At 50.9% G+C, this 14,004-nt stretch carries 11 protein-coding genes and 1 other RNA gene; 1 reads left to right on the forward strand and 11 read right to left on the reverse strand.

Annotated features, from left to right (window positions below; all coding sequences use genetic code 11):
- Positions 1-424: 424 nt before the first annotated feature.
- The 6 genes from helD to B1748_RS06815 form a co-directional block, all read right to left on the reverse strand.
- Positions 425-2,791, reverse strand: coding sequence for an RNA polymerase recycling motor HelD (gene helD, locus B1748_RS06790; RefSeq protein ID WP_087567126.1), 2,367 nt, complete (start codon positions 2,789-2,791; stop codon positions 425-427).
- Positions 2,766-5,120 (reverse strand): hypothetical protein, encoded by a 2,355-nt coding sequence (locus B1748_RS06795; RefSeq protein ID WP_087567127.1) that lies wholly within the window; start codon positions 5,118-5,120, stop codon positions 2,766-2,768. The genes helD and B1748_RS06795 overlap by 26 nt, the downstream gene beginning before the upstream one ends.
- Entirely contained in the window at positions 5,117-5,896 is a 780-nt protein-coding gene (locus B1748_RS06800; protein ID WP_179215436.1) for an ABC transporter ATP-binding protein, read from the reverse strand. Before B1748_RS06800 ends, B1748_RS06795 begins: the two co-directional genes overlap by 4 nt.
- 190 nt (positions 5,897-6,086) lie before the next feature.
- Positions 6,087-6,527, reverse strand: a complete 441-nt coding sequence (locus tag B1748_RS06805) for a hypothetical protein (protein ID WP_087567129.1) — start codon at positions 6,525-6,527, stop codon at positions 6,087-6,089.
- A 7-nt stretch (positions 6,528-6,534) separates the two neighbouring features.
- Positions 6,535-6,747: a DUF1540 domain-containing protein gene (locus B1748_RS06810; protein ID WP_087567130.1), complete on the reverse strand. Its 213-nt coding sequence runs from the start codon at positions 6,745-6,747 to the stop codon at positions 6,535-6,537.
- A gap of 55 nt (positions 6,748-6,802) precedes the next feature.
- Positions 6,803-7,303, reverse strand: a complete 501-nt coding sequence (locus B1748_RS06815) for a YpuI family protein (protein ID WP_087567131.1) — start codon at positions 7,301-7,303, stop codon at positions 6,803-6,805.
- Between the two features lie 171 nt (positions 7,304-7,474).
- Between B1748_RS06815 and B1748_RS06820 the strand changes: the two genes are divergently transcribed.
- Entirely contained in the window at positions 7,475-9,319 is a 1,845-nt protein-coding gene (locus B1748_RS06820) for a S8 family peptidase (protein ID WP_087567132.1), read from the forward strand.
- A 112-nt stretch (positions 9,320-9,431) separates the two neighbouring features.
- On the opposite strand, the gene rnpB is transcribed toward B1748_RS06820, so the two are convergent.
- The 5 genes from rnpB to rpoD all read right to left on the reverse strand — a co-directional run bounded on the left by rnpB (position 9,432) and on the right by rpoD (position 13,992).
- Positions 9,432-9,836: RNase P RNA component class A (rnpB, locus tag B1748_RS06825), an RNA gene on the reverse strand.
- Positions 9,837-9,935: 99 nt separating this feature from the next.
- Positions 9,936-11,057: a Nif3-like dinuclear metal center hexameric protein gene (locus tag B1748_RS06830; RefSeq protein WP_087567133.1), complete on the reverse strand. Its 1,122-nt coding sequence runs from the start codon at positions 11,055-11,057 to the stop codon at positions 9,936-9,938.
- Entirely contained in the window at positions 11,024-11,812 is a 789-nt protein-coding gene (locus tag B1748_RS06835) for a tRNA (adenine(22)-N(1))-methyltransferase (protein ID WP_087567134.1), read from the reverse strand. The genes B1748_RS06830 and B1748_RS06835 overlap by 34 nt, the downstream gene beginning before the upstream one ends.
- Positions 11,812-12,666: a hypothetical protein gene (locus B1748_RS06840; RefSeq protein WP_087567135.1), complete on the reverse strand. Its 855-nt coding sequence runs from the start codon at positions 12,664-12,666 to the stop codon at positions 11,812-11,814. Before B1748_RS06840 ends, B1748_RS06835 begins: the two co-directional genes overlap by 1 nt.
- A gap of 195 nt (positions 12,667-12,861) precedes the next feature.
- Positions 12,862-13,992: an RNA polymerase sigma factor RpoD gene (gene rpoD, locus B1748_RS06845; protein ID WP_087567136.1), complete on the reverse strand. Its 1,131-nt coding sequence runs from the start codon at positions 13,990-13,992 to the stop codon at positions 12,862-12,864.
- Between the last annotated feature and the right edge of the window lie 12 nt (positions 13,993-14,004).

Genomic DNA, 14,004 nt, shown 5'->3' on the forward strand with positions numbered 1-14,004 from the left:
AGGAAGAAATATACGTTTATTATACATCGTTAATTGGAAAAGAAATAGTAGATTTTCATATAACATTACTTCGAAAAGGAAGTGTGCGTCAAAAAACCTCACCATTCGACGTAATGTTTACGAAAACTACATATGCGAGGTTTGCCTCACTCGATAAATGTAGTAATGTTTGGGACATAGTCCTTTCGTAATTGCGGGGTTGGTGCAATTAACCCAATTGCACATCGTCACTTTCCTGACACGACGAGGTCTGACCATATAAGGATCGCCATGACGAAGCAGCCGTTGATGATGCATGGAGCATAATCCTTTTGCTTTGAGTGGTTTTAAACAGTTTTCTATGCTGCAGTTTTCCATTATTGTTCCTCCTGTTCCACATCAATGCCAGTTTTTTCTGGCAAGCAACATTTGGGGCACGTCCGAACTATTGCTTCCGAGCCGGGTTTTGAAGTACACGGTAGGTAGACTCTGACCCGGAAGTAGACAGAAACGGAGACAGCATGCCGGCGCTGATCAGATGGAGCGCATGCATAGCCCGCGTGCAGGCCGTATAGAACAGTTTGCGCTCGGATTCCTTGCTGTATGCCGCATCGGAAGCATCGCTGATCACTACCGCATCGAACTCCACCCCTTTGGCCAGATAAGAAGGTATGACAAGCAGCCCCTTCTCGAAGGTAGCCGTATTTTTGCCGACTAACAGAAGCTCGGGAATCAATGGCTTCAGCGCTTCGAATACCGACTTGCTCTCGGCTGCCGTCTTGCAGATCACCGCGCAGGATGCCAGACCGCGCTTCTTCCACTCCTCCAGCTTCTCCCGAATGGCTGCAAGGCGTTCTTCTTCGTCCGGTACAATAAACAAGCTTGGCAATTCGCCATCCCGGTTGAACGGCACGATATCATGCTCCGCGCCGATAATATAGCTAGTAAACTCCACGATTTGGCGAGTGGAACGATAACTGCGATGCAGTTCAATCCGCTCTGTCTCCTCGGGACTGAACAACGATTCTAGCCCCTGGAAACCGACGCCCGTGCCCGAATACGCGAAGATCGCCTGATTGAAGTCGCCTAATACGGTGAAGCGGCTATTGGGAAATATCCGCTTCAGATATGCGTACTGGAAGGCGGAATAATCCTGTGCTTCGTCCACGAACACATGTTTGACGGTCGTATTCGTATGGAACCCCTCCAGCTTTTCCTTCAAGTAGAGATATGGCGTGGCATCTTCGTAAGACATGACCCCATTGTCCAATTGCTCCAATGTTTGCCGGCAAATGTCCTCCCAATCCGCCGACACCTCTTTAGGACTCTCCTGTTGGAACAAAGTCCGGTACATAGCCGGAATATCAAGAAATTTGAGAGCCTTCGTCCTGCGACGCAGCTTCTTGAATTTCTCTTGAACGACCATGCCGGCCAAATATTCCTTCTCCGAATCGAAATCCGAAAACGATTGATCGGTATATTTATTTTTGCGCTTCAGCTCTTGATAGGCCTCCAAGTAGGCATCCGAGTCAAGTAGCTCGATCGCATCCAGTACCCAACGTTTTTTGCGCTCCTTCTTCCCCCGTGCAGTCAGCTCCTTCAGCAGCCAGCCTGCGAGGTTTCGAATACGATTCGGTATCGACACGGAAGGGTCAAGCTCGTAAAAGCGGCGTTCCATCTCTTCCTTGGAGATCAGAGCGCGCCCTCTAAACATGATCGGGGAGAAGACAATACCCGAGCTGCCAAGGGATTCTGCGTAGTTGTCTATAACGCCCATGAAAGACGTGCCCGACTTGAAGCTTATGTTCGCCATGCGAATTCGATTGCCTTCTCCGTCCTGTTCGGACAACAACCTTTCCATGCCCGTAAAAGGATCCTCGAGCTCGAAATCCCGGCCAATTCTATGCTCTAAATATTGTTGATAAGTGGTTTGCGCCATATTCTGCTCGCCGAGCTCGGGGAGTACGGTCGAAATATAGCTATTGAACATAGGGTTAGGCGAGAACAATACGATCTGTTCCGCGTTCAGGCTGCCGCGATATCGATAGAGCAAATAAGCCACTCGCTGCAGCGCAGCCGATGTTTTGCCGCTGCCGGCAGCTCCCTGCACGACAAGCAGGCGAGCCTTCTCGTTGCGGATAATTCTGTTCTGTTCGCTTTGAATCGTCGCTACGATGCTCTTCATCTGTGCATCCGACTGCGCGCCAAGAACTTCCTGCAGCAGTTCGTCGCCGATCGTGACGCCCGTATCGAACATGCTTCGTATGACGCCGTTCCGGATGACGAATTGCCGTTTGAGCGTCATTTCGCCTTCGACTGTTCCTCCTGGCGTCTCATAACGTACAGGCCCGGGACCATAATCGTAATAAAGGCTGGATACCGGAGCACGCCAATCGTAGATCAAATAATGTTCTCCCGACTTATCCATCAGCGAGCCGATGCCGAGATAGATGCTGTCCGTCTTTGAAGAAACAACGCCGTCATCCGCAAGGTCGATTCTTCCGAAGTATGGCGACCTCGCTAACCGCTTAAGCGTACCCAGCTGTTCTTCCATATGGCGGTAGCTGCGCTCCCGCTCCGACATCAGCTCTGCTTGCTGCTTCATGCTGGCGTAAGTCTCCGCAGTCTCGGCGGAGTCCTCGAAGTTAACCGTCACATCATCCCAAAAGTTGCGTCTAATATCAACGATTTCGCCGCGCACGCCGCCTGTCCGACCCTCAAGCTCTTTGATCCTGTCCGCGATAATGACGCTTATGTCATTTACGCGAGCTTGCTCTTCCTGATGATCAGGGTGTAGATTGGTATTCGACATAAGTGCCTCCTTGTTTCATTAATCCGATATCATCAATCATTATTCTTCCAGAGTCTGTCATTAACTTAAACGTTAACGAATCCAATTGTTCCGGCAATATCAATTTACCGCTTTCGTCCTCCGCCTTAAATTGATTCAGAGGTATAATAAAGGACTGAAATACGGCTTCCGCAGATTCTTTGTACTTATTATCTTTAACCGTTCTTTCCAAGGGGCCAAACACCATAAAGGATGTATAGAAGGGCGGCTGTACGGGGATGCGCTCTTCCAGCCTCATCGTCCATACTTTTCCTTCACGGTCCCGTGCCTCCAGCTCCAGCTTTGGCAATGGGGGAAGCTTCTGGTGCCTTGAAAGCTGCCATTCTGAATTCGCCAATGAGAACATCAGGCTTCCATCTGCATAATCATGCAGCTTCGCTGCGGAATTCGGAAGGAATTCGAACGTATATGACGCTTCTGGCTCCGACCATTCCATAAGCAGCCCTGTAGTTCCCCTTCCGTTTCCGTCCCTGTCTTTGACAGACTCCTCGCTGGCTTCCAATCCTTCCATCATCGTCCCCCGAATAATGGGACTGGAGCTTTCGAAGTCCTCTATAATAAGTGTGCCGGAGCTTTCGTACCTGTTCATGTAGCGAGTCGAACGAGGCAGCCAATCACGGCCTATTCGATAATCCTGGAACAACGCCTGGTATTCGCTGCGTCCAAACAGCGTCGCTTCGAGAAAGGCGGAAATAAATACTTTGGCAACCTGCCTCTGATCTTCTCCAGCCATTAATCCTTCTGAATTGAGGAATAAGCCGCCCGGCAGCCGCTCGTCCATTCGCCCCCAATCGGTATTGAACTGGCTGTGATTGGCGTTTGACAAGTACAATCCTGCTTTGAACAGCCCCTCGTTGTCGGAAAAGGATATTCTATTATATTGCCGATCCCCATAAAAATTATTGACGTCACCGTCTCTTGCACCCTGTATCGTCAAGTAATTCACGTCGGTCAGGTGCGCAGATTCATCATCTATCCCCTTATCTGTTGGCGCTATAGCGACGACGGACTTAATATTGACATCTTCCAGCTTCTGGAGTACGTCGTCCTCTGCGAACCAGCGCTTCGCATCTGCAGCCATCGCAACCGCTTGTCCGCCTCTGGAATGGCCGATGAGCGCAACGGAATTCCAATCAATACGATCGGCCAAGATTCCCTTTTCCTGTTTATCGAGATCCTTTAGATACGAAAGATGTTGAAGCATTAGCCAGGCTCGCATCTTCATATCGTCGTTGGGCAGACTGGACCAGACGGAGAAATTAAAAAAATTCGCATCGACGGATACTGCGATCATCCCTCTGCTTGCAAGAAGTTCGCCTAGATACTCGTAACCGCCGTCAGAAAAATATTCCATCAAATGATTGCCATGCACCATTAATACTAGCGGAAACGGACCGTCTCCTTGCGGCATCCATACCCGGCCATTCAACGGCAAGCTCGCCTCGTCAAAGCCCCAGAAAGCTGTCTTAAGCTTTGGCCAGACTGTAATGTAGCTGGAAGCATCTACGTCCTCAGAGCGAATATCCGTTTTATCGCCAAACACTTCGCGATGCTTATCCGTCCCGCTGCCATAAGAGAACTTCAATACTTCATAAGTTCCAGGCAAAGAGGGATTCGCAAGCGTAGTCTTGGACGATGGCAGAATAACACTTTCTGCTCCGTCTATAGTGCCGGATAACTCGTCGCCGGCTGTTGTCAATCGCGGCAATTCGATGGGCCAAGGAAATCCGGGCAGCAGCTGTACACATCCCAATATCGCAGCTGCAAACATGCCGGCAACCAGTTTGCCGGAAAGCCTGAATCCGGATAATCTTAACCAGCCAAGCGCCAATCCAAGCAAGACGCCCATTAACGAAAAAGCACTCCCAAATATGAGCGAAGGAACTAGCTCAAGATCGGAATAGTAAAGAATGCAATATCCTTCAACGCCTACGTAAAGCACCATGGACAACAACCTGCGCGGCAACGGAATGTAGGCAAGAGCGAATAGGATCGGCAGCAGAATAGCGGCTGCTATCATTCCGATCCCGTTAGCCGCAAGAAATAGGAGTTGATCCAGCCATGTTCCGAGGCCGGTAGGCATTCCCTTTGCCGCTAGCGACATCGCTGCCGTGCCCAAAAAAGCCATGGATCCTGTCGCATAATAAGTCAATCGATTATCCCGGCTCAGACGCAGCTTGTAACGACTTCTCATCCAACGCCATGCAATCTTCAGCCTGCTCTCCGGCAGTTGCTTTTCGTCTTGCTCGCCGAGCATTAATTCCTCGACGTTTCCTCTTTCCAAGCTCATGTTGATTTGACCGACAGCCAGTAGCGGCCGTCAGTCCGCTCAATACGGATTGGGACGTCGAAAAATTGCGACATGCCTTCCGCGGTCATCAGCTTCTCCGTCCGATCGGCAGCGAATACAGTCCCGCGCTTGATCAGCAAAGAATGTTGGAAGCAGGGCAATATTTCTTCTACATGATGCGTCACGTAGATCAGCGTCGGAGGTTCCGCTTGGGCTGCGATCGAGTTGATCATGCCAAGAAGCTGCTCCCTTGCGAATATATCCAGTCCCGTGCATGGCTCGTCGAGGATGAGCAGCTCCGGTTCATTCATTAGCGCTCTGGCTATGAGGACTCGTTGCCTCTCTCCTTGCGACAGCGTCTGGTAAGTGCGACTTATCAGTTTTTCGCATCCCAGCGTTTGCAAAAGCGTCTTGGCACGATCGAGATCGTCATTCTTCACTTCATCGTAGACGCCGATCGTGGCATGTTTGCCGCTAAGCACGATTTGCAGCGCTTCGTCGCTGCCGTACAGTTTCTGCTGAAGCGAAGTGCTTACCCAGCCAATTCGTTTGCGAAGTTCCCGCAAATCATATTCGCCGAAAGCGTGGCCGAGCACGCTGACACGTCCGGATGTTGGCCATATGTATCCATTGATCATATTAAGCAGCGTCGTTTTGCCAGAGCCGTTAAGTCCCAGCAGACACCAATGCTCGCCGCGTTTAACTTGCCAGCTCAAACCTTGCAAGATGCTTTCGTCGCCGCGTTCCCACGAAATATCCTTGATGTCGATAACCACAGATGTTGCCTCCCCATATCCTTCGTTTTTCGTTTTCACAACGAATCGGTTCTCTATTCTATCATAGCTGGATTTGCTGTCAATTGGAATTGGTCGGTATGTAAAGATCGTTTTATTCAGCGGCTCAACTCGTTTCATTTACCTCAAAATAATCGAGGCTGCCCTATTGGGCAGCCTCGACCGGCAAATATTAAGTTAGCGCGTAATAAAAGGGAACAATAATTAAATTAAGCGCGAGCGCCGTCAAACCAATCCCTATCGCCCAAGCTCCGAGTCCTTTTGCGCCTTGGCGATACGCGATAAAACCCATCACCGTCGCCGTAGCGCCAATTAATACGGGCCAGATGAACCAGGAAGCAATCGCAAACACCAGCGCAACCCATCCGACAGCTGTTCCGGTGCTCTCGGTCACCGTATCCAGCTCAGCAGCGCCTCTCCGTCCGTTATCTTGAGCGGATGTGAGCGGCATGCCATATGCGAAATCCGCGCCCATTTCTTCTTTGAACGCGCCGGCGTCAGGAAGGTTGGTCGGTGTCCCCATATTTGTCGGTTCGAAGCCGTCCGTGCCGTCATTGGTCTTCAATCGATGATTGTTGTATACATCGTCATCATGTTTCACTTGATCATCCATCCAAGACTCACTCCTTTGGCTTGAAGGTGTGACAGCATGTGGCTGCGGATTGTTCGGCTTGGTCTTGATGATACAATCCAAGCTCATCGCCTGCGAATTCTTCGTTGAACGAGGTTCTGCCATGTTGGTCGATATCGATCATGATTTCCTTTGCACCGCAATTGTTGCCTTCTTCCCAGAAACTGCAATTCGCTACGCTGCAACTTACGCCTTTAGGCATAAAAAAATCACCTCCGCTATCATTGTCCCTCAAGCGGAAGTGATTCATTCTTGCCTTATTTTTGCCCTTGCATGCGGCGCTGGGTCATATAGTCGCTTTCGTAATACGACAAGTCATCGCGCAGTTCCTCGTAAATTTTGGAAACGCTCAGCACGATATCGCGAGCCGTACGTACAGGCTTGTACCGGAAACGGATGGCGTCCTGTCCGGTATAAGCATAACGGCCGTCTTCGGAATAACATTCGTTCTTCGGGTAAAAGAACGCGTTCACGCAATGATGATACACCTCGTACAATACACGATCACCTTGCTCGGTATCGAAATTTGGTCTTCTCAGCAGCACGCCCGTCTTCTCGACCGCGACTTCAGAATAAACCAATAGATGACGCAGATCGGACAGCAATCCTCTGTAGAACAGTTCGGCTCCCTCTCCGTCGTCTTCGCCGATCAGCCCCGACAAAACATGATTGTTGAGGAATGGCTCCAATTGAGCTACTGCATCCTTAAGCTTCTCGCGTGTCGTTTCTGTTAATCCTTTAACATTCGTTGATGGCATGGTGGTAGTTCCCCTTTCCTCTTCCCAACAAAAAAACTATAAACATCAACATCGTACCACAAATTCCATGGAAACGGTACTGGCGATTGCTTTTGTCCGCATATTTTCCCCACGTCGGTCAAAGCTAAGATGACCCTATATGGATTATCCTGATGACACGGAGGCACTTTCATGCGAAAATCTTGGATCGCCGCTTTCACCATTCTTGCTGTAGCCGCACTGCTTATACCTGCAACGCCGTTCTTCTCTCCCCGCAACGGAACGACTCGCGAAACGCCAAAGTCGATTCCGTTCTCCGCGACGAAGGAACACAAGCTTAAGCTTGCCGAATTACAGCATGACATGGATGGTACTGCGTTACTTATGACGTCGGAATCCGCCAAGGACTTCAGACAAGTTCTTATGGCCAGCGGTCAATCCGCCAAATCCGCTTCCGATCGCATTCAATCCTTAATGAAGGAGCACTCGCATTTCAGCTACGTGAACTGGCGGACAACAGGAAAGACCATACACCGCGGATCTATACCATCCGACAAGAACGGCACTGCCAAAGCTTATTTGAAGGAAGCGGAAGATAAGCTGCGCAAAGGCGCAGGTTATGAGTCCAAGCCTTTTACCGCTGCTAGCGGCAGCCGCTATGTCGTCATCGGCGTACCGGACGCCAACCATAAGGGCGCCGGCATGCTCGGCGTTATTAAACACGATATAGTGAAGCAAGTCGAGCAGCATCAGAAACGGAATTTGCGGCTTATCCCTTATCCGGCCGAAGGCAACTATCGGATTGAATCTGTGGCGCCTAATTCCACCAGGGACATTACTGTCAGAAATGGCGAGGATAATGGCAACGCCAGTCACTATCACGTTCGTGATGTTGTCGTTCATTTCGCCAGCCAGCCGGGTGAAGCCGATATGGAAAAGATCAAGCGGGATGTAAATGCGGAATCCATCCAGCAGATCGGCGATACGTATGTGTTCCGATCCAAAACGCTGGAAACCGAAGGGCTTATGCAATATTTTAAAGCCAATTGGAAGCCGGAATATACGGAACCCCATTACCTGTACCTGACGAACGAAACGACAGAGGCAACCATTGTGCCGAACGACACGCTGTATTCGCAATACCAGTGGAATCTCCCTTCTATTCAAGCGGAACATGGCTGGACCGTATCCAAGGGCGACGAAGGGGTCATCATTGCCGTATTGGATACAGGCGTTCAGAGCAATCATCCCGATCTGAAGGACAAGCTGATCAAAGGAACCAACATCGTTAACACCGGCTCGGATCCGGACGATGATGTAGGTCATGGCACGCATGTAGCCGGCATTATCGGGGCTTCCGTCAATAACGGCGAAGGCGTGGCAGGCGTATCCTGGTACAACAAGATCATGCCTGTCAAAGTATTAGACAGCAGCGGAGCAGGATCTACCTATTCGGTTGCGCAAGGAATTATTTGGGCGGTCGACAATGGCGCCAAAGTCATCAATATGAGTCTGGGCAATTACGCGCAGGCCGACTTCCTCCACGACGCCATCAAATACGCGTACGAACGCGATGTCGTTTTAATCGCAGCCAGCGGCAACGACAATACGGAACGTCCCGGTTATCCGGCCGCCTATCCGGAAGTTTTCGCTGTAGCGGCAACCGATAATAATAAGGGAAAAGCTTCATTCTCCAACTATGGGGATTATATCGACGTCGCGGCGCCGGGAGACAGCATCGCCAGCACCTATCCCGGCAGCCAATACGCGGCATTGTCCGGAACTTCCATGGCCAGCCCGCATGTGGCTGCCTTAGCCGGGCTCATCCGCTCCGTAAACCCGGACCTCAGCAATGAGGAGGTTATGGAAATTATGCGGGTATCGGCAAAGGATCTAGGCACGGAAGGCAAGGATAATTATTTTGGCTATGGAGAGATTGATCTCGACAAGGCGCTGCATGCGGCTACGAGCTATGGCGGTGCGCTGCAGACCTTCCCGCAAAAGGTCAAACGCCGTCTCGAGCAAATCGGCTCTTAACATCGATTAACAAATATAAAAAAACCAAAAAGCGCAAGTCGCTTGGTTCTGTCGAACCTCGGGACTTGCGCTATTGCTTTGCTTACATAAAACGCATCATTCGTTGTTCGTTGCGGAAAGTTTGCCGTAAGCCGGGTTCTGTACTTCTGGTGGTGCAAACGGGAACGACCCTCCCACTATGAAGCGACAATCATCTATCTAGGCCGTACATTGCTGCACGGCTCCAGCAACCAACCCGGACGCGCCTCGGGCTAAGGCTGCAGCGCAAAGCTGCCGCGTCCTCTCGGTCTTGCTCCAGATGGGGTTTACCAGGAACGTAGTCACCTGCGCTCCTCGTGGTCTCTTACACCACGGTTCCATCCTTGCCTGATCCGGCCAAAGCCGGCCATCGGCGGTCCATTTCTGTGGCACTATCCTTCAGCTCGCGCTGACTGGACGTTATCCAGCATCCTGCCCTGTGGAGCCCGGACTTTCCTCTCGCGGCAACAAGGCCGCCAGCGATTGTCTGTCAAACTTTCCGACGCAGAACTTAGTATACAAGGTTTCTCCCGAAAGCTCAACCCTCGATTTGCTGCCTAAACCGTTCTTTCCTGCCACTTCAAGCAAATTGTCCCTCTCAAATGAAAGTAAAGGGTTCCGTATGAATAACCGAAGGGATGACCTTCGTTGCGTATTTTGCTTCCGCAAGCTCTCTGGATAACCATTCCGCCAGCTTTGCTTTCATCACTTTCTCGATGTTATGGCCGGCGTCGATGATCGTCATTCCGTCTGCAACCGCGTCATGGGCCGTATGGTAATCGATATCGCCTGTAATGAGCACGTCGGCGCCGGCAAACTTTGCATGACGCACGTAACGACCGCCGGAGCCTCCCAGAACCGCAGCCTTGCGAATAGGCGTATCGAGATCTCCCACGACTCTAAGCATGGGAACATCAAACGCCTGTTTAAGTTTGGCCGCAAGCTCGCCAAGCGTCGCGGGATGCGCAAGCTTGCCCGCACGACCCAGGCCGAAAGAACGGCCCTTTAGTTCGATGCGATACAGATCATACGCTACCTCTTCGTACGGATGCGTTTTGAGCATGGCGGCGACTACTTTGCGCTGGATGGTCTGCGGCACGATTGTTTCGATCCGCACTTCGTCCACGCGCTCCAGCTTGCCTTGCGCGCCTATATGGGGAGAAGTGCCCTCTCCAGGCATAAACGTGCCAACGCCCTTCGTATTGAAGCTGCAGTGGCTGTAATCGCCGATATGACCCGCTCCTGCGTGCAAAATGGCGTTTAATACGGTTTCGTGATGAGTTTCCGGCACATAGACGGCCAGCTTATACAGTTGGTCCGTGTGCACTTCATCCAGACTTTGACGTCCTTCCGCCAATATTCCCGCTTGATCGGCCAGCCAATCGTTAATGCCTCCATCCGCGACATCAAGGTTGGTATGAGAAATGTAGACGGCAATATCGTGTTTGATGAGTTTCTCGTACAGCTTGCCGGCAGGCGTTGACGTATCCAGTTTCGCAAGGGGTCTGTAAATGATGGCATGATGTGCGATGATCAGATCCGCTTCTGCTCGAATAGCCTCGTCGACCACCTGTTCCGTCACGTCCAGAGCAACTATGATCGTGCTGATCGGCTTGTTCAACGTACCTAATTGAAGACCAATTTTATCATTCTCTACCGCATAATATTTGGGAGCGAGCCGCTCCATTAATTGGACGACGGTATTTCCGTTCGCAAACATTGAAGCACCTCCTCGATGATACTGATTTCTTTGCGGAATTGCTCGGCTTTTAGCGTCGATTCCGTTCCTTCGGAGGCTGACATTTGCGCGATAATCCGCTCCAGCTTGCCGATCTCCGATCTCCACTTGGCAGTTAATACCGGACTTCCCTGACGAAGCAAGTGAGGCCCCATTCGCAGCAATACGCGATGTAGCACTTCTTTGTCATAAGGAAGCTTCAAGAAAGACCCTTCATACAAAGTTTCGTTGCTGGAGGCTGAAGGCTGCACATCGCGAGACACAGCATACAGCACCTCATATATTTTGCCGTCTTCCTCCAGGATGGATTCGTGGCTTAAATACCAGCCCTTCTCCAGAAGCCAGACACGAACATCGTCTTCTCCCACATTGGGCTGAAGCACAAGCTCCGTTACCCCATCGAGCTTGCCCGCTGCATATCCTTCTTCCAGAATCGTGCTCATAAGACTGCCGCCCATGCCTGCAATCGTGACCGTATCCGTCTCCCCAGGCATGACTACAGCGAGTCCGTTCCCTTGTCTAACCGTAATACGGGCTTGCAATCCCGCGTCGGCCACTTGTTTTTTCGCCGCACGGAACGGCCCCGAATTTAATTCGCCTGCGATTGCAGACGGACAAACGCCGCTCTGCACGAGATAAGTCGGCAGCAACGCATGATCGGATCCAATATCGGCTACGCGTGCGCCGCGTTTTACATAATCCGCAATTGTCTGCAGACGTTTCGATAATTTAATCATTATGCTACCCACACCATCCATTGCTTGCGCAAGGCAAAGAGCAATCCCCCGCCTACCGCGATTTTGATCAACAGCTGCAATTGCAGCCATACGGTGTATTCCAAAATGACAGCCGTATACAATTCCGGCATGAACCAGGCCAGCGCGCAGGTCACGAATAATACGGCGGATACCGGCTTCGTCCAGCGGTGAAAGAACCAGCTGCTCCAACCGAACAAAATAGATAGCGGCAGCCAGAAGAGCTGAATCTCGAACCATAACGTCGTTGATGTGTAACGCGACAGAACCCATCCGTACAACATGAGCATGACAAGCCAGCCGCTTAAATGCAAGGAATGAATTTTGGCCTTTATGCCATAGACGATCCAGAACAACGCACAGCCGGTCACGATCAATACGCGATTGGTCCAGTCCGCGATGCCGTGAAGCTCAAGTATGTACAAACCGCCGCCGAGCAAGATAAGCATTCCAATGCTCGTGAAGGTCAGCGCAGCAGCTTCGTTGCGGCTGCGAAGTCTGTATCCGCTTCTGAGAAAAGCGGCTAAACCGATGAGGACCACCGCGATTTGCAATGCAGGATGAAAACGGCTAAAATAAAGCACAACAAACGAAATTAAGGTAAAAGTCCCAAAAGTAAGGAGCCATTGTTTACCTGTTGCATTCTGAACAGCCGCGATTGCTTTGCCAATAACGGGGGCTGCAGATGCAGAACTGCCAGACCGTGAGCTTTTGCCATCATCATCGGGATCCGCGTACAAATTCAGCAGGAAGTCGCAATATTGATCAGGCAGCAGCTTGCTCCTTCTCCAATGTTCGATTTCTCTTACGATCGTTACTTTGCGTTCATCATTCATAACGTCGGCTCGTCCTCTCGGCGAATATAAGTGCGTGTTCAAAAAGTCCGGTTTTCGCCTGAATTCAAGATTCGATGTCGAGTAAGCTTCTTGGCATACTTCGTGATCAAAAGCGGACTTTTTGAACAACCTCTATAAGTCGATACGTTGAAAAAAGACCTCGCTGCAATAGCAGAAAGGTCATCATTTCATCCGTTATTCAAGGAAATCCTTTAGACGTTTGCTACGGCTCGGGTGACGAAGCTTGCGAAGAGCTTTGGCCTCGATCTGCCTGATCCGCTCGCGCGTAACGCCAAACACCTTGCCGACTTCCTCCAGCGTTCTCGTTCGGCCGTCATCCAGACCGAAGCGAAGCCGCAATACGTTCTCTTCGCGCTCAGTCAGCGTATCAAGAACATCTTCCAGTTGCTCCTTAAGCAGCTCATAGGCTGCTGCATCGGCCGGCGCCAGCGCTTCCTGATCTTCGATAAAGTCGCCCAGATGCGAATCATCCTCTTCGCCGATAGGCGTTTCTAACGATACGGGCTCCTGAGCAATCTTCATAATCTCGCGCACCTTCTCGGTGCTAAGCTCCATCTCCACCGCAATTTCTTCCGGCGAAGGTTCGCGCCCCAATTCCTGAAGCAGTTGACGGGAAACTCTAATCAGCTTGTTAATCGTCTCCACCATATGAACGGGAATACGAATGGTACGCGCCTGATCCGCAATAGCGCGGGTAATCGCCTGACGAATCCACCATGTAGCATACGTACTGAATTTGAATCCCTTCTGATGATCGAACTTCTCGACCGCTTTAATGAGACCCATATTCCCTTCCTGAATCAAGTCGAGGAATAACATCCCGCGTCCGACATACCGCTTCGCTATGCTGACCACGAGTCGAAGATTCGCCTCGGCGAGTCGGCGTTTTGCTTCTTCATCGCCGTTTTCGATCCGAATCGCAAGCTCGATCTCGTCATCCGCCGACAATAGCGGTACTCGTCCGATCTCCTTCAGATACATTCTGACGGGATCATTAATTTTGATGCCCGGAGGCAGCGCCAGATCATCGTCGAAGTTGAAGTCGTCTCCTTCGCGCTCCTGTTCTTCGTTCTGAGCGCCTAGCGGATGCACATCGTCGTTCTCGTTAAGCACCTCGATTCCCAAGTCGTCGAGCTGCTCGAAGAATTCATCGATTTGCTCCGGATCCTGATCAAAGGGGGATAGTTTCTCCATAATTTCTTTGTAGGTTAAGGAGGATCTCTTCTTCCCTTGTTCAATCAGACTGTCCTTGACCTGATCCAGCTTCTGTTCGGTATCCAATTCAGTATGTTGATCGTTCGCCATAATCCGACTCCC

The organism is Paenibacillus sp. MY03, assembly GCF_002165585.1.
GTDB classification, from domain to species: Bacteria; Bacillota; Bacilli; order Paenibacillales; family Paenibacillaceae; genus Pristimantibacillus; species Pristimantibacillus agaridevorans.

Bases quoted from the DNA above. Each gene is read 5' to 3' on its own strand.
- helD (WP_087567126.1), bottom strand. From the start codon at position 2,791: ATGTCGAATACCAATCTACACCCTGATCATCAGGAAGAGCAAGCTCGC.
- B1748_RS06795 (WP_087567127.1), bottom strand. From the start codon at position 5,120: ATGAGCTTGGAAAGAGGAAACGTCGAGGAATTAATGCTCGGCGAGCAA.
- B1748_RS06805 (WP_087567129.1), bottom strand. From the start codon at position 6,527: ATGGATGATCAAGTGAAACATGATGACGATGTATACAACAATCATCGA.
- B1748_RS06810 (WP_087567130.1), bottom strand. From the start codon at position 6,747: ATGCCTAAAGGCGTAAGTTGCAGCGTAGCGAATTGCAGTTTCTGGGAA.
- B1748_RS06815 (WP_087567131.1), bottom strand. From the start codon at position 7,303: ATGCCATCAACGAATGTTAAAGGATTAACAGAAACGACACGCGAGAAG.
- B1748_RS06820 (WP_087567132.1), top strand. From the start codon at position 7,475: ATGCGAAAATCTTGGATCGCCGCTTTCACCATTCTTGCTGTAGCCGCA.
- B1748_RS06830 (WP_087567133.1), bottom strand. From the start codon at position 11,057: ATGTTTGCGAACGGAAATACCGTCGTCCAATTAATGGAGCGGCTCGCT.
- B1748_RS06835 (WP_087567134.1), bottom strand. From the start codon at position 11,812: ATGATTAAATTATCGAAACGTCTGCAGACAATTGCGGATTATGTAAAA.
- B1748_RS06840 (WP_087567135.1), bottom strand. From the start codon at position 12,666: ATGAATGATGAACGCAAAGTAACGATCGTAAGAGAAATCGAACATTGG.
- rpoD (WP_087567136.1), bottom strand. From the start codon at position 13,992: ATGGCGAACGATCAACATACTGAATTGGATACCGAACAGAAGCTGGAT.